This is a genomic window from Streptosporangium sp. NPDC023615 (assembly GCF_040640155.1).
GTDB lineage: Bacteria > Actinomycetota > Actinomycetes > Streptosporangiales > Streptosporangiaceae > Streptosporangium.
This window is the reverse complement of the sequence record NZ_JBFABE010000016.1, coordinates 43,758-59,454: the sequence shown is the minus strand read 5'-3', so window position 1 is coordinate 59,454 and position 15,697 is coordinate 43,758. Positions and strand designations below refer to the sequence as shown.

Here is a 15,697-nt window from a genome sequence, read left to right as displayed (position 1 = left end):
GGTGTACTGGCTAATTCGTATTGGCGAAACCGTTGCAAGCCGGACCGGGTCCTGTCAACACCTTCGGCGAAAGGATCTCGAAACCTGCCGGAAACCCGCCCTTGACGACCCCGAAGCCCGGCGGCTACCTTCCCGGTACGAATCGGGGGAGCAGATGTTTTCGCAGGTCATGTATTACTAATACGAATCAGAGGTATCAGCGTGGGGCTTTCCGGCGCCTCGGCCGTCCTGGCACTCGTCACCGCACTCCTCCTTCCCCACGTCCCGCCCCAGGTCGCGTCCGCGGGCACCTCCCCCGCCGGCGCGGCCGGGGCCGCCCGCACCGTCGCGGCCACGACCTTCCCGGCCGGCGCCGCCGTGGCCTCGCGCGCCGCCGTGGCCGGGACCACCTACCACGTCGACGCGACCGCCGGCTCCGACGCCGCCGCCGGCACCTCGCCCTCGACGGCCTGGAAGACGCTCGGCAAGGTCAACGCCCAGACCTTCGGCCCCGGCGACCGCGTCCTGCTCAGGTCCGGCGGCGTCTGGACGGGCCAGTACCTCGACCTGCACGGCTCGGGCGCCGCCGGATCGCCGATCGTCCTGGGCCGGTACGGCACCGGGGCGAGACCCGTCGTCGACTTCGCCGACACGGCCGTCGGCGGCGAGGGCTTCGGGGTGCGGCTGAGGAACGTCTCGCACTGGGAGATCGGCGATCTGGAGATCACCAGCGGGCAGCAGCCCACCGACCGGCGGCGCAGCGGCGTCCTCGTCGTCGGCGAGGGCACCGGCGCGGGGGACCTCGCCCACATCCACGTCAGGAACATGTACGTCCACGACGTGTTCGGCACCGACCGGCGGACCGGCGGGATCAACCTCCACGCCCGCGGGACCGCCACCGGCCCCGAGAGCACCTGGACGGACGTGCTCATCGAGGGCAACACCGTCGACAACGTCGCCGACACCGGCATCCAGACCATGACCGACGCGCTGCTCAACACCACGTGGGCGCACGACATGGACGCCTTCCGGAACCTGGTGATCCGCGGCAACACCGTCACCCGGATCCACCGCGACGGGATCCTCGTCCGCTCCGGGCTGGCCCCGCTCGTCGAGCGCAACACCACCGACCGGATCGGCGAGTCCACCACCTCGACCCTGCCCTACCTCGACGACATCGCGGTCGTCGCCGCGCAGTGGATGTACGCCACGACCGACGCGGTCTTCCAGTTCAACCAGGCGTTCCGCACCCGCAGGCTCGACGGCGACGGCCAGCCCTGGGACTTCGACCAGAGGGTCTACCGCAGCGTCTACCAGTACAACTACAGCCAGGACAACGAGGGCGGCACGCTGCTCGTCATGGACCAGACCGACGACAACGTCTTCCGCTACAACATCTCCCAGAACGACCTCGACCGCAGCGTCGGGGTGTTCCACCTGGTCAACGGCTCGGGAGACCTGAGGGTCCACAACAACGTCTTCTACCGCTCGGCCGGGCAGACCGGCCAGATGACCGGGACCTCGACCGGCCAGGTGGCCTACGTCGGCAACATCTTCGTGAACCAGGCGGGCGGCGCCTACAGCGTCAGCGGCAACGTCACCTACGACCACAACCTCTACTGGGGCGCCAACGCCGCCCAGCCCGGCGACCCGAACGAGATCGTCGCCGATCCCCGGTTCGTGGCGCCGGGCGGCGCGACCGACCTGGCCTCCGCGGGCGCCTACAGGCTCCGGCCGGGCTCGCCCGCGATCGACAGCGGCGTCGCGGTCTCCCCCTCCGGCGGCCGGGACTTCTTCGGGACCGCGCTCTACCAGGGCGCCCCCGACCGGGGCGCGCACGAGTCGGCCGCCGTCCCCGCCACCGTCCTGCTGGCGGACGACTTCGGCGACGGCGACGCGGCGGGCTGGACGACCTCCGGCGGGACGTGGTCGATCACCGGCGGCGCGTACTCCCAGACCTCCGTCGCCGCCGGCGAGAGCCTCGCCGTCACCGGCTCGGCCGCCTGGACCGACTACACCGTCCAGGGCCGGGTCCGGCTGAACAACGCCGGCGCCAACGCGGGCCTGGTCCTCCGGTACGCCGGCCCGGCCGACTTCTACCTGTTCCGGATCAACGACGGCACCGACACCGCCGACCTGTACAGGAGGAGCGGCGGCACGCTCACCCTGGTCGCCTCCGCCTCCCTCCCGGTCGTCCCCGGCGCGTTCCGCACGCTCAGGGTGAGCGTGTCCGGCTCGGCGGTCACCTGCTCCGTCGACGGGACCCAGGTGCTCACCTGGGGCGCCGCCACCGGACCGGCGGTCGGCAGGGTCGGCCTCCGCATGCACACCAGCACCGCCACCCTCGACGACCTGATCGTCACGACGCCGTAGGACTCCGGACCCGGGACGCCCCGGAACCACGCGAGGGACACGGGGCTTCCGGTCCCACGCGACGGCACGGGGCGTCCCGGGTCCCAACGCGGCGGCACGGGGTGCCCCGGGCGGCGGGGGGCGAGCGCGCGGTCCGGCGCCCGTGCCGCCGGAAATGCAGGTGCGCGGTCTCGGATGGCTCTGTAGCGTTTCACGTGGTTCATCGGGCTCGGAGAGGGCGCGGGTCGAATCCGGTCGGTCATCGGTTCACCAGGTTCGATTCCTGAAGGGACCCTCGGGTCCCGAATCCGGCCGGAGTCGCCACATCCGCGTCTTCTCCCGGCCCGGTGAGCTGGTCGGTCCTGCCGGCGGTACGGGTCGAATCTCGATCGGTTACCGCCTTCCAAGCGGGTGACGCGGGTTCGAATCCCGCCGGATCCACCACACGGGTCCGTCGTCCAGCGGCCCAGGACACCTATGCCGGTCGGAGCTCCCACATCCGTACCACCGGCAGGACCGACCGGAAGGGGAGGGCGGGTCGAAGAACGTCGGTTATGGGATCAATGTGTCGCGGGTTCGAGTCCCGCCGCCGTGGCCCGGCCACGACGTAGCTCAGACGGCAGAGCGATTGGAAAAGCCCGGCGCTCGACACCACATCCGCCCTCCCCTTTCGCGTGCCCGCACCCCGGTGGGCCGCGTCCCCGCATCCGCCCCCCGGCGGGTCGAGCCAGTGAAGGAGAGGCGCCATGGCACGTGATCCACTCGCGAGGATCTCCATGATCGCGACGTCACAGATGCGGCGCATCCCCGGACGCCGCGACCAGGTCCGCAACAACGCCGGAGGCTACGTCTTCGCCAAGGACGTCTGGGAGAGGCTGGAGGACTTCCTGATCCTCGGCACGACCGGGGGCACGTACTACGTGGGCGAGGACGAGCTGACGGCCGACAACGCCGGCGTGCTGTTCGAGGCGATCGCCGAGGACGGCCCCCGCGCCGTCCGGACGATCCTGGACGTCTCCACCGCCCGGCCGCCCCGCGCGCCCAAGCCCCGCCCGGCCGTCTTCGCGCTCGCCGCGGCGTTCGCCCGCGGCGACCCGGCCACCCGCCAGGCCGTCAAGGGCGCGTTCCCGCACGTCGTGCGGACCACCGACCACCTGGCGATGTTCGTCGGCTACCTCAAGAGCCTCGGCGGCAAGGCGAGCCGCAACGGCTCCGCCCTGGTCGCGGGCCGGGCGCTGCGGACGACCCTGGCGAGCTGGTTCCTGCGCAACGAGCCGGACGCGGTGGCGTTCCGGGCGTGCAAGGCGGCGCAGCGCAGGACCCCCGCCGGGGAGACGCTCGCGCTGCGGGACGTGCTGCGCATCGCCCACCCCGCGGCCGCCACGCCCGCGCACCGGGCGCTGTTCGGCTGGATCGCGGGCAACGTCGGCGACGACGCGGCCCGCGAGGCGCTGCCCGCGGTCGACCGGTTCCTCACCGCCAAGGCGGTCACCACGCCGTCCGAGGCCGTGCGGGTCGTGTCGGAGCTGCGGGTGCCGTGGGAGTTCCTGCCGGACGCGATGCTGCGCGAGCCCGAGGTCTGGGACGCGCTGGTGGACACCGTCGGCCTGACCGCGCTCATCCGCAACCTCGCGCGGATGACCGTGATCGGCACGCTCACGCCCCTGGGCGACGCCACCCGCCGCGCGGTCGAGCGCCTCACCGACGCCGAGGCGCTCGTCCGGGCGCGGATCCACCCGATGGACGCCTGGCTGGCCCTGCGCGTCTACGGCTCCGGCGCCTCCCGGCCGAACCCGCGGGCCGAGGCCCGGACGTGGCGGCCCGTCCCGGCGATCCTGGACGCGCTGGAGGAGACCTACGAGCTCTCCTTCGGCACGGTCGAGCCGTCCGGGAAGCGGCTCCTGGTCGCCGTGGACTCCTCGGGGTCGATGAGCGGCACCTGGGGCGGCCGGCTCACCGTGGGCGGGTCGGAGATCGGCTCGCCGTACGAGGTGGGCTGCGCCATGGCGCTCATGCTGGCCCGCGTCGAGAGGGGGAACGTGCACGTCATCGACGTCGACACCGCCGTGCACGCCTCCAGGGTGAGCGCGCGGACGAACCTGCGGGAGATCGCCTCCTGGAGGCCCTCGGGGGGCGGCACCGACCTGTCGCTCCCGTTCGACTGGGCACTGCGGAAGAGGCTGCGCGTGGACGGCATCGTGGTGTTCACCGACAACGAGACCTGGGCGGGCCGCTCCCACCCGAGCCAGGCGCTGGCCGCCTACCGCAAGGCGGTCAACCCGGAGGCACGCGTCGTGGTCACCGCGATGACCGCCGCCGGGCACTCGATCGGCGACCCGCGGGACGCGGGCGTGCTGAACATGGCGGGCCTGGACGCGTCGCTGCCGGCGGTGGTGAACGCCTTCGTCCGGAGCCGCTGAGGGGGGGCCGGTCGCACGCTCGCCGTGACGACCGGCCTTCCCCGGGCCCGGCGGGGGGCGGGGGCGGGCCGGTCGCGTACCGGTCCGCCCTCCCCGGTCGCACCCTGGCAGGATGGGCGGGAGGCGCGACGAAGGAGACTCCGTGACATACGACGTGGCGGCCGTACGGGCCTGTTTCCCCGCCCTGGACGAGGGGGCGGCGCACTTCGACGGGCCGGGCGGCTCCCAGGTCCCCGAGGCGGTCGCGCGGGCCGTGGCCGGCGCGCTGGGGTCGGCGGTCTCCAACCGGGGGGTCGAGACCGCCGCCGAGCGGCGCGCCGACCGGATCGTGACCGAGGCCCGCCAGGCCATGGCCGACCTGCTCGGCGCCCGGCCGGAGGGCGTCGTGTTCGGCCGGAGCATGACGCAGCTCACCTACGACATGGCCCGCGCGCTCGCCAGGGACTGGCGTCCCGGCGACGAGGTGATCGTCACCCGGCTCGACCACGACGCGAACATCCGGCCCTGGGTGCAGGCGGCCGAGGCGCGCGGGGTCACGGTCCGCTGGGCCGACTTCGACCCCGGGCGCGGCGAGCTGGACGTCGCCGAGATCGCCGGCCTGCTCGGCGGGCGCACCCGGCTGGTGGCCGTCACGGCCGCGTCGAACCTGCTGGGCACCCGCCCGGACGTCCCGGCGATCGCCGAGCGCGTGCACGCGGCCGGGGCCCTGCTCTACGTCGACGGCGTGCACCTGACGCCGCACGCGCCGGTCGACCTGGCCCGGCTCGGCGCCGACTTCTACGCCTGCTCGCCCTACAAGTTCCTCGGCCCGCACCTGGGCGTGCTCGCCGCCGATCCCGCCCTGCTGGAGACGATCCACCCCGACAAGCTGCTGCCCTCCGCCGACGCGGTGCCCGAGCGCTTCGAGCTGGGCACGCTGCCGTACGAGCTGCTCGCCGGGACGACGGCGGCCGTCGACTTCCTCGCCGGCCTCGTGCCGGGCGAGGGGACCCGGCGCGACCGGCTGGCCGCCTCCATGGCCGCGTTGCAGACGCACGAGAGGTCCATGCTCGACCGGCTCGACACCGGCCTGGCCCAGATCGCCGGGGTGACCTCGTACGGCGCGGCGACGCGCGAGCGCACGCCCACGACGCTGTTCTCCGTCGACGGCGTCAAGCCCGCCGAGGTCTACCGGTTCCTGGCCGGGCGCGGCGTCAACGCCCCCGCGAGCAACTTCTACGCCCTGGAGTGCTCCCGGCGGCTGGGCCTCGGCGACACCGGCGCGGTCCGCGCCGGGATCGCCCCCTACACCGACGCCTCCGACGTGGACCGGCTCCTGGAGGGCGTCCGCGAGCTGGCCGGCACCTCGGCCCGATGAGACGCCCCGAGCCGGGACGGACCCGCACCCGGCAGAGCCGCGTACCCGATCAAATCAATTGCTCTGTTTTGTGACTGATAAATACGATCGCGGCATGCTCTGGGGGTTTCGCCTGGTTCGAGAAAGGACGTCTGCGCGATGCCGGATCTGATCCTCGACCTGGAGACCCAGGATCCCGACGACATACTGACCCTGTGCCTGGTCGGGGGCCATCCCGCGATACGGCTGCGTGCCGTCACCGTCACCCCCGGGTCGCCGGCCCAGGTGGGGCTGGTCAGGCATGTGCTGCGACTCCTGGATCTGGATGACGTCGCGGTGGGGGCCGTCGATCCGGGAACGGGCAAGGACCACGTGTCGGGCTTCCACCATCGCTGGCTCGGCAGTCGCCGCGGGGCGCCGCCGGACGCGCCACCCGCCGATGTCATCGCCGGGACCCTGCGGAGCCATCCGGGGGCCACCCTGCTCACCGGCGGCCCCCCGCGCAACCTCGGGCGGTTTCTCGGCGCCTGCCCGGAGGTGAGGCTGAGCCGCTGGGTGGCTCAGGGAGGGTTCGCCGGGGACAACGTCGTGCCGCCCGAGCACCGGTTGCCGAAGTTCGAGGGCCGCACCGTCTGCCCGACGTTCAACTTCAACGGCGCGCCCCGTGCGGCCCTGCTGGCGTTGTCCTCGAAGGACCGCATCGCACGGCGTGAACTGGTGTCCAAGAACGTCACCCACGGCGTCCTCTACGACCGGGAGTTCCACGAGCGGCTGCGACCGTACCGCGAACGCACCGCCGGGCTCGCCCTGGTGTTCGCCGGGATGGAGCACTACCTGCGCGAGCGGCCCGAGGGGAAGCTGCTGCACGACCCCACCGCGGCCTGCGTGGTTCTCGACCGCGCCATCGCCACCTGGGCGGAGGTCGAGGTGATCCGGGAGAGGGGCGAATGGGGCGTGCTGCCGGCGGCGGGCAGCGGGACGTTCATCACGACCTCGATCGACCACGAGCGGTTCTTCGAGGTCTTCGTCGGCGAGAACATCGGGCCGGACGGGGCCGACGTCGTCTCCGGTGCGCCCGTCGCCACCGAGACCCCGTGATCGCTCTCAGCGCCGGCGGCCGGCCGGGGGCTCCTCCCCGGCGGCACGAACGGGGACGGCCGTGAGAACACCCGCCCCGCTCCCGGCCGGCCCCGGCCGGCGTGTCCGGGAACACCTCTCCTCACCCGGCCGGGGCGGCCCTGCCTCGGGGCCGGGCCGCCGAAGAGGCCGCCGGTGACGCAGACCTGGGCCTCGGCCGAGAGCACCTCCAGCCGGACCGAGCGGCCCGGCTCGGTGAACGGGACGTGGCTCCTCCCGGGTCCTCATGCGGTAGCGCCACGCCCATGCACGTCGACGGGCGGCGGCAGCACCCGCAGTCGCTCGCGCAGATCCCGCACCGCGGCGACATCCACCTCCCCCAGCGTGGACGCCACCCGCCGAAGACGTTCCCGGGAGGTGGACCGCAGCCGATCCGCCGGCACCTGCTCCAGCACTCCCAGAGCGCGCGCCGCCGCGTCCCCCGGCCGGGTCGACGCCTCCGCCTGGGCGAGCACCAGCGTGGCCGCCGCCCACCCCGGCGCGTGGAGCACACAGCCCGCCACCGACGCCTCGGCGCGGCGAACGGCACGGTCGGCGCGGCCCAGGGCCAGCCACGCCTCCGCCTCGTGCAGATCGAGCTCGGCCGCGTCGAACCCGAACCGCCCCGGGGCGCCGCCGGTCGGATCCGCCGAGAGGATGGCCGTCGCCTCGCTGAGAGCGCGTTCGGCCTCGGCCGTCCGGCCGAGCCCGGCCAGAGACGGCAGGACGGCCCAGCCCAGGAGTTGAGCCCGCGCCGGTGCGCTCGGGGCGCGCTCCAGCCCGGCCTGCGCGTGGGTCAGCGCGGCGGGAAGGTCGTGGTGGGCACGGGCCAGCATGCTGGACGCCCCCAGGACCCACGACACCAGGCGAGCATCGCCGGCGTGCTCGCCGAGCGCCATGGCGACCGCCAGGTGCGCGCGGGCGCCACTGTGATCGGCAAGGTGGAACGCGAGGTTGCCGAGCAGCGCCGACAGCCATCCGGCCGCGCGGCGCAACTCGACGCCGGTCACATCGTCCGCGGGAGCGGCCAGCGCGTCTCCGAGGAGTCCGCGGGCGGCGTGCACCTCGTCGAAGAGGACGCTCGGCGCGTGGCGGGAGTAGGTGAGCGCGTAGTGCTCCACCGCGGCCTCGGCCAGCTCCACCACCACCGGGCCGCCGCGCGGGGCGTCCAGCAGGGCCAGACGTAGCGACTCCCGGACGGCGGGCAGTCCACTGGCTGTGGTCATCGCATCTCCTGGCAGCAGGACCGGCACCCACCCAGGGTGGGCCTCGGCTCGACCGTATCCCGGCTCCCCGTCCCCGCACACGCATCGTGGCCGTAACCCGAGCTGGTCGGGGTGCGCCCCGTAGGCGCGGGCGAGCATCGTCGCGTACTCCGGGCCCGGCCGGTCGGGGCCGTGCTCCCATCGGCACAGCATCGCCTCCGACAGGGCGGTCGGTTTCAACCCGTCGGAGAGGTAGAGGTCGCCGATCCGGGCGACGGTCTGGGCCCGGGACCAGCCCAGCGCCAGCCGCCACGCCTCCAGCGGTGACACCTCCGGAAAGGCGCTGCGGATGGCGGTGACGATCCGCTCCACCGGGAAACCGTCGCACTGCCCGCGCATCCGCAGGGCAGCGGCCTCGCGTTGGATCTGTGCGCGTCTTGACCTGGTGACCTGCCCCACCTTGGGCCTCCACATGTCGAGCACACCGGCAGGCGAACTGTAACCGAGCGGATACTCACCGCGCAGGACACGGTGAGGTGATTGACCCCTCACCCTCAATGAGCGGCATGCGGATCGGCAATGACGTGGCCTTCGACAGGGAGGACCGTGAGAGAACAAGCCGACAGGCACCACCGACCGGAGGACCCGCCATGATCATCACCGCAGAACACTCACTTCTCCCCTCGATCCCCTGGGGGCTCACCCGCGCGACCGCCCCGCTCCCCCGGGCCGAGGCGTCGTACGACCACGTCACCCTCGATCCGGCGACCCAGACCACCGCCTTCCGTGACCGCGCCGCCGGCATCGTGGACATGGCCAAGAGCAAGGTCACGGTCACCACGTCGAAGGGCGGCGGCAGCGACGGCTCCAGCGGCAGCTCCAACGTCGCCGACGACTCCAACACCGACAGCTGATCCGGTGCGGCCCCCACGACAGATCGTGCTGGTTCTCACGTCAGCCGAAGACGTCACGGCCAACCTGGTCATCGAGGTGCTGAACGAGCGCCACGTCCAGGTCGCCCGCGTCGACCCGGCGGACATCGGCACGGATCTGCTGTTCGGCGCCTCCATCGGCGACGAGCACACGGAGTGGGACGGCCGGCTGCGTACGCCGAGCCGCGACATCGGGCTCGCGGAGGTCGGGGCGGTGTACTACCGCCGCCCCACCTCCTACGTCTCTCGGTTCGCCTGCCTGCCGCTTGTGGAGCAGCAGTTCAGCGCCGCCGAGGCTCAGCATGGGCTCGGCGGCGTCCTGCGCACCCTGCACGGCGCGGTGTACGTCAGCCACCCCGACGCGATCGGCCGCGCCGACTACAAGCCCGCCCAGCTCCAGACGGCCGCCCAGCTCGGGCTGGCCGTTCCTCGCACCCTGGTCACGAACGACGTGCGGCAGGCACGGACGTTCGCTCAACAGGGACCCGTCGTCTACAAATCCTTCCGAGGCGTGCCCCCGGGCCCGGACGGCAGCCGGTCAGCGATCTGGACGCAGCAGATAACCCCTGAGGAACTGGACGAGTCGGTGGCCGTCACCGCCCACCTGTTCCAGCAGGAGATCCCGAAGATCGCCGATGCCCGGGTCACCGTGATCGGCCGGAAAGTCTTCGCGCACCGGATCAGCACTCCGGACGGTGCGCTCGACTGGCGCAGCGGCGACTGGGAGCAACTGGCCCACGACCCCATCGACGTCCCCGAGCCGATCAGCAACGCCCTGTGCGCCTACCTCGATCACTTCGGGCTGGTGTTCGGCGCGTTCGACTTCGCGCTCGAAGCCGAGACGGAACGATGGGTGTTCGTGGAGTGCAACCCGAACGGGCAATGGGCCTGGCTGCCCGACGCCGACGCGATGGCCCAGGCCATCGCCGACCTGCTCCTGGAAGGATGGTGGTCGTGAGCGAAACAGCCACGATGCTCCGCCGTACGCTGGCGGACACCGTAGGGTCTGCCGGCTGGCGCAAGGCGCTGGAAGCGGTGCCACGCGAGGTGTTCGTCGGGGACGCCGTCTTCCTGCGTGCGGATGCGGCCCGCGGTGACGGGTGGACGGCCGTCCGCCGCGCCAGCATGGACGAACGCGACTGGTTGGCCATGGTCTACACCGACGAGACGTGGGTGACGCAGGTCGAAGGCACGCTCGCCGAGGCTGCGGACACGGTGACGGGATCGCCCAGCTCGTCGTCGACGACGCCGAGCCTGGTCGTGATGATGCTGGAGGCCGCGGGGATCGGCGAGGGTGACCGGGTGCTGGAGATCGGCACCGGCACCGGCTACTCGACCGCGCTGATGTGTCACCGGCTCGGCGACGACGCGGTCACGTCCGTCGAGTACGACCCGGCCGTGGCTGAACGCGCCCGCAAGGCCATCTCGGAGTCGGGGTACGCGCCGACGCTGGTGGTGGGCGACGGTCTGCACGGCTGGCCCGAGCGGGCCCCCTACGACCGGCTGATCGGCACCTGCTCGGTACGGACCATCCCGCCGGCGTGGATGAGGCAGGTCCGCGTCGGCGGGAACATCACCACGCCCATGTGGGGGTGGATGGGCGGGGTCGCCTTCGCCCACCTCATCTGTGAGGGTGAAGGGACGGCGAGTGGCCGGTTCCTCAAGGAGGACCTGTACTTCATGCGCGCCCGCTCCCACATGCCGCCGCCCCGGCCGCCGATCGCGACCGGCACCGGCCCGGCTCGGGAGTCGCGGATCGACCCGGCGATTCTGGACGACGAGGCGGCCCTGTTCGTCGCCCAGCTCGCCGCGCCGGCCGCCCAGCGGGCGTCAAGCGACGGCATGACGATCCTGCTGGACGTCGGCACCGGGTCTCGAGCCGACGTCAGACCGGATCCCGGCGGCGGGTGGATCGTGCATCAACATGGCCCGGTGCGGCTGTGGGACGCGGTCGAGGACGCCGTCCTGCTCTGGCAGAGGGCCGGGGCTCCGCACCAGTCGGCGTTCGGCCTCACCGTCACCGGAGACCGTCAGTACGTGTGGCTGGGCGAGCCGGACGGCCCTTCCTGGGACCTGCCCGCCTGACGTCGGACACGATGCCGCCCACGGACGGGGCCTCTCTCCTCACCCGGCCGGGGCGGCCCTACCTCGGGGTCGGGCCGCCGAAGAGGCCGCCGGTGACGCAGACCTGGGCCTCGGCCGAGAGCACCTCCACCCGGACCGAGCGGCCCGGCTCGGTGAACGGGATGTGGATCTTCCCGGCCCCCTGCTCGAAGACCACCTCGACCTCCTGTCCGCCGACCCGCACGTAGGCGGCCGTCCGGGCGGTCGAGCGGTAGTCGAGGCCGAGGACGACCACGCCGCCCCGGTGTACGAGGGGGAGCGAGATCACGCCGCCCCGCTGGGGGAAACAGCCGCCCGGGGCCGCGACGTAGGGGCCGGTCAACCGGGCCGGGACCAGCCTGCGGCCGGTGGGGTCGAGCACGAACGGGGCGGCGGCGGGCCGCGGGTTGCGCATGAGGGCGGCCAGCTCGGGCGGGGCCAGCGGGCTGAGCGTGAGGTTGCTGAGACCCTCGTCGCCGTAGCCGAAGCCGAACCGGTCGTAGGGGGTCTTCTGGGGGTAGACGTCCGTGCCGGGCGGGGCCGCGGCGAGCGTCGCGCGCACCGAGGCGAGGTAGGCGCGGATCTCGGCGCGGCCCGGCTCGGTGCCGGCCACGTACCGCTCGCCGGAGTACACCGACAGGGCGGTGACGGCCACCGCCAGCGTCACGCAGGCCGCCCTGACCGCGCCCCGGGCCGGGACCCGCCGCCGGTACGGCCGCGCCTCGCCCAGCAGCGGCAGGGTGGCCAGCGCCAGGCACAGGGCGAGCACCGGGACGGCGTCGGCGAGGTAGCGGGCCTCCTCCCCCAGCGCCCTGTCGAACGCGCGCCCGGCCAGGATCGGCACCATCAGCACCGGGAGGTAGACCGCGAGGATCAGCCACGCCTTCCAGGCCCCCCGCCGGAAGAACAGGGTGACGGCGACGACCGCCGCGACGAGCGTCCAGGCCGCGCCGATCATCAGCGGCGGCGGCACCGCGTAGAACTTGTACCACCAGTTCCCCGGGCCTCCGGCCGCGAGCACCGGGAAGGTCACGCCCAGCATCCGGGCCACCGCCCGCCCCGCCACCTCCGCCCCGGGCGTCTCGACGCTCTGGCCGTGCAGCCGGTCGAGCTGCAGGACGAACAGGATCGAGTACGCGCCCGCCATGGCCGCGTACGCGCCGAAGGCCGTCGTCAGGGAGCGCAGGCGCTCCCTGGCCGGGAAGTACAGCACGGTCACCAGGACCAGCAGCAGGGGGATCGCGAAGACGGCCTTGAGGTGGAACGAGCAGAGCCCGAACAGGAACCACAGGCCGGTCACCAGCGCGTCCGCCCTCCGCCCCGAGCGCAGGAACGTCACGTGCGAGGCGACCGACAGGGCGATGGCGATCTGCAGCGGCAGCGCCTGGACCGCCGCCGCCCACCAGTAGAAGGCGGGCAGCGCCAGCGGGGAGAACAGGTACAGCGCGAAGGGCACCAGGATCGCCCAGCGCGTGCCGAACAGCACGCGCAGCATCCGGTACACGGCCAGGGAGGCGGCGAGCTGGAGGAGCAGCAGCGCCGCCGCTGTCACCGTCCAGTCGTAGGCGCCGAAGACGACGATCAGCTTGTTGGCGATCATCCCCACCGGCATCACGTGCGCGGAGTAGACGCCGAAGAGGTAACCCAGGTCGAACGGCTCGGCCGTGGCCCGCCCGATCATGTTGAGGTCGTCGCCGAAGAAGCCGCCCCGGTTCAGGATCGTGGCCCGCCAGGCGAGCTGGGCCACGACGAGCGCCAGGGCGGCGGCGAGCACCCGCCGGCCCCGGGAGCCCGGACGCGGGGCACCGGCCCGGGACGCGGGGGCACGATCTGTGACCTGCGGGGACGCCATCGTTCTCCAAACTCGTCGCTCTGGATGAGTTCCTAACGTATGCGCCCCGGAGGAGCTACCTACTCCTCGGTAATGCGACCCAATCGTTCTATTGCCCCCAGGTACTCCTCGATCATGCTGAAGACGACGTCCCGGGTGGACCTGACCTGGTTCATCGCGCCGATGATCTGCCCGGCCGGGAACGTCGCCAGCTCGGCCGCCTCCGAGCGGCCGATCCGCCGGAGCGCGTCGGAGACCAGCATGAACTGCAGGGGCATCGGCAGCGTGCCGGGCGAGTCGGCCGCCTCCCAGGCGTCGGTCCACTCGTTCCGCAGCAGACGGGCGGGCTTGCCGGTCCAGGAGCGCGAGCGGACGGTGTCGCGCGAGGTGGCCTCCAGGATGCGGCGCCTGGCCATCTCGGGGGTGTCGGCCTCCTCGACGGCCAGCCAGATCGAGCCCGTCCACACCCCCTCGGCGCCGAGCGCCAGCCCCGCGGCCATCTGCCGGCCGTCGCCGATGCCGCCCGCGGCGAGCACCGGGACGTCGACGGCGTCCACCACCTGCGGGATGAGGACCATCGTGGAGATCTCCCCGGTGTGCCCGCCGGCCTCGGTGCCCTGGGCCACGACGATGTCCACGCCGACCTCGACCTGCTTGAGCGCGTGACGGGGGGTGGAGGCGAGCGCGGCCACCTTCACGCCCTTGGCGTGGGCCTGCTCGACCACGTCGGCCGGGGGCGGGCCGAGCGCGTTGGCGAGCAGCGCGATCGGGTGGCGCAGCGCCACCTCCACCTGCGGGCGGGCGGTGGCGTCGGTCCAGCCGAGCAGCACCCTGCCGGCGTCGGCGCCGTCCGACAGGGGCGGCACGCCGTGGGCGGCGAGCAGGCCGTCGACGAACTCCCGGTGCCCCTGGGGGATCATGCCCGCGAGGCGCCCGACCAGGTCCTCGGGAGAGTCCACGCCCAGGTCGGAGCCGGCGTAGGAGGCGGGCATGACCACGTCGACGCCGTACGGCTTCCCGTCGACGTGGTCGTCGATCCACTTGAGCTCCGTCTCGAGCTCCTCGGGGGTGAAGTAGAGGGCGCCGAGCACGCCCATCCCCCCGGCACGGCTGACCTCGGCGACGACGTCACGGCAGTGGCTGAACGCGAAGATCGGCAACTCTATCCCGAGCATGTCGGTTACACGTGTCCGCATGCTGTGACTGTACGACCGGCCGGGAAGGAACTGCAACGTGTTCTACTGTAGAACCTTTCTTCTGCCCGGAAACCTAAGCTACTCGTGAGTAATCACCGTTGAAAAATGTGTAACGCGTTCCAATCCCAGGCCCCGGAGAGGGGTCCAGGCCACGGGCGCGCGGAAGGCCCGCACACGGGAAGGGGAGGCCGCGGGCATCCGCCCGCGGCCTCCCCTTCCCGTTCTCGTTCTCGTTCGCCCGCCTCCGGGTCCGCCCGGCGCGGCGTCCCTCAGCGTTCGGCGCGGCGCCTCAGCAGCAGGAAGCCGGTGACCACCAGGGCCAGGCCGATCAGCACGAGGACCAGCGGGATCGTGGTCTTGAGCAGCGTGATGGTGTTCTTGCCGTCGGTCGCGTTCCTGACCAGGTCGTTCTGGGTCTCCTGGGTCATCTTCGCCGTGGCCGCGAAGGCCACCGAGCGCTCGACGCCGTCCTGGGTCTTGAGCACGTCGTGACGCTGCTGCTCCTGGCGCACCGGCGAGCCGGTGGTCGGCTCGATCCAGAAGGTGTTGACGCCGTCGTAGACCCGGTCGACCTGCACGTCACCGGTCTCGTCCATGCCCAGGTAGGAGGCGGGGGCGGTGAGGGTGTCGATCTTGGTCGGCGGGACGGCCTGCTCGAACCGGTAGACCGTCAGGCCGTTGACCTGCTCCTCGGCCACGAACTTGGCGTCGAACGCCTTGCCGGCGGTGGAGTTGAAGACGCTGTAGGTCTTCTTCTGCACGTCGAACGGCCACTTGTAGATCTGGCCCTGGAGCCGGGCGGGCTCGTCGTTGATCTTGACTGAGCAGCAGTTGATGCCCTCGCCGGTGTACTTGTTGAACGCGCTGCGGCGCTCGGTGTAGGAGATCATGGGGTTGGAGTTGGTGACGTCGTTCACCACCATGACCTCGTCCCAGACGACCCGGTCGCCCTGCGCCCCGGTGACGTCCCCCCTGGTGGTCACGGTGATGTCGAGATCACCGGTCATCACCTTGCCCTTGTCGCCGACGCTGAAGTACTGCGCGCCGGTGGCCTCCAGCTTGCTGATCCCGTACTGGTCGGCCGGGGCGGCGATCAGCGCGGGCGCCACCTGGAACCGCACGAGGGGCGCGAGAACGAGGAGGAAGGCCCCGAGTCCGATCAGTACCAAACCGATGACGCGACGCATCGCTCCTCCAGGGGCCGTCCGCTATACAGGTGTGCCGATC

Annotated in this window: 11 protein-coding genes; 7 read left to right on the top strand and 4 right to left on the bottom strand. The window is 72.4% G+C overall.

Features of this window, described 5'->3' with window-relative positions; all coding sequences use genetic code 11:
- The first annotated feature begins 201 nt into the window (after positions 1–201).
- From AB0G16_RS14970 to AB0G16_RS14955, 4 genes are all read left to right on the top strand, one after another.
- A complete protein-coding gene (locus tag AB0G16_RS14970; RefSeq protein ID WP_362804393.1) occupies positions 202–2,352 on the top strand; it encodes a family 16 glycoside hydrolase in 2,151 nt (716 codons plus the stop codon).
- Positions 2,353–3,077: 725 nt separating this feature from the next.
- The gene (locus AB0G16_RS14965; protein WP_362804390.1) at positions 3,078–4,751 is read left to right on the top strand and encodes a TROVE domain-containing protein; all 1,674 of its coding nucleotides are present in this window, start codon (positions 3,078–3,080) and stop codon (positions 4,749–4,751) included.
- Between the two features lie 142 nt (positions 4,752–4,893).
- A complete protein-coding gene (locus AB0G16_RS14960) occupies positions 4,894–6,108 on the top strand; it encodes a cysteine desulfurase-like protein (RefSeq protein WP_362804387.1) in 1,215 nt (404 codons plus the stop codon).
- Positions 6,109–6,246: 138 nt separating this feature from the next.
- Entirely contained in the window at positions 6,247–7,185 is a 939-nt protein-coding gene (locus AB0G16_RS14955; RefSeq protein WP_362804384.1) for a nucleoside hydrolase, read from the top strand.
- A gap of 263 nt (positions 7,186–7,448) precedes the next feature.
- Here the strand turns inward: AB0G16_RS14955 and AB0G16_RS14950 are convergent, their stop codons facing one another.
- Positions 7,449–8,891: a hypothetical protein gene (locus AB0G16_RS14950; protein WP_362804381.1), complete on the bottom strand. Its 1,443-nt coding sequence runs from the start codon at positions 8,889–8,891 to the stop codon at positions 7,449–7,451.
- Positions 8,892–9,058: 167 nt separating this feature from the next.
- Between AB0G16_RS14950 and tgmA the strand changes: the two genes are divergently transcribed.
- From tgmA to tgmC, 3 genes are read left to right on the top strand one after another with little or no spacing between them, the layout of a single operon-like run.
- A complete protein-coding gene (gene tgmA, locus AB0G16_RS14945; protein WP_362804378.1) occupies positions 9,059–9,322 on the top strand; it encodes a putative ATP-grasp-modified RiPP in 264 nt (87 codons plus the stop codon).
- A 25-nt stretch (positions 9,323–9,347) separates the two neighbouring features.
- Positions 9,348–10,298, top strand: a complete 951-nt coding sequence (gene tgmB, locus AB0G16_RS14940; RefSeq protein ID WP_362804375.1) for an ATP-grasp ribosomal peptide maturase — start codon at positions 9,348–9,350, stop codon at positions 10,296–10,298.
- A complete protein-coding gene (tgmC, locus tag AB0G16_RS14935; RefSeq protein ID WP_362804373.1) occupies positions 10,295–11,425 on the top strand; it encodes an ATP-grasp peptide maturase system methyltransferase in 1,131 nt (376 codons plus the stop codon). The genes tgmB and tgmC overlap by 4 nt, the downstream gene beginning before the upstream one ends.
- Before the next feature lie 58 nt (positions 11,426–11,483).
- Here tgmC and AB0G16_RS14930 read toward each other — a convergent pair whose 3' ends face one another.
- From AB0G16_RS14930 to AB0G16_RS14920, 3 genes are all read right to left on the bottom strand, one after another.
- Positions 11,484–13,295 carry a hypothetical protein gene (locus tag AB0G16_RS14930; protein ID WP_362804370.1) on the bottom strand — a complete coding sequence of 604 codons (1,812 nt, stop codon included), beginning with the start codon at positions 13,293–13,295 and terminating at the stop codon, positions 11,484–11,486.
- 59 nt (positions 13,296–13,354) lie between these two features.
- Positions 13,355–14,470, bottom strand: coding sequence for a nitronate monooxygenase family protein (locus tag AB0G16_RS14925; protein WP_362804367.1), 1,116 nt, complete (start codon positions 14,468–14,470; stop codon positions 13,355–13,357).
- A 269-nt stretch (positions 14,471–14,739) separates the two neighbouring features.
- Entirely contained in the window at positions 14,740–15,657 is a 918-nt protein-coding gene (locus AB0G16_RS14920) for a DUF3068 domain-containing protein (RefSeq protein WP_362804365.1), read from the bottom strand.
- Positions 15,658–15,697 lie beyond the last annotated feature (40 nt).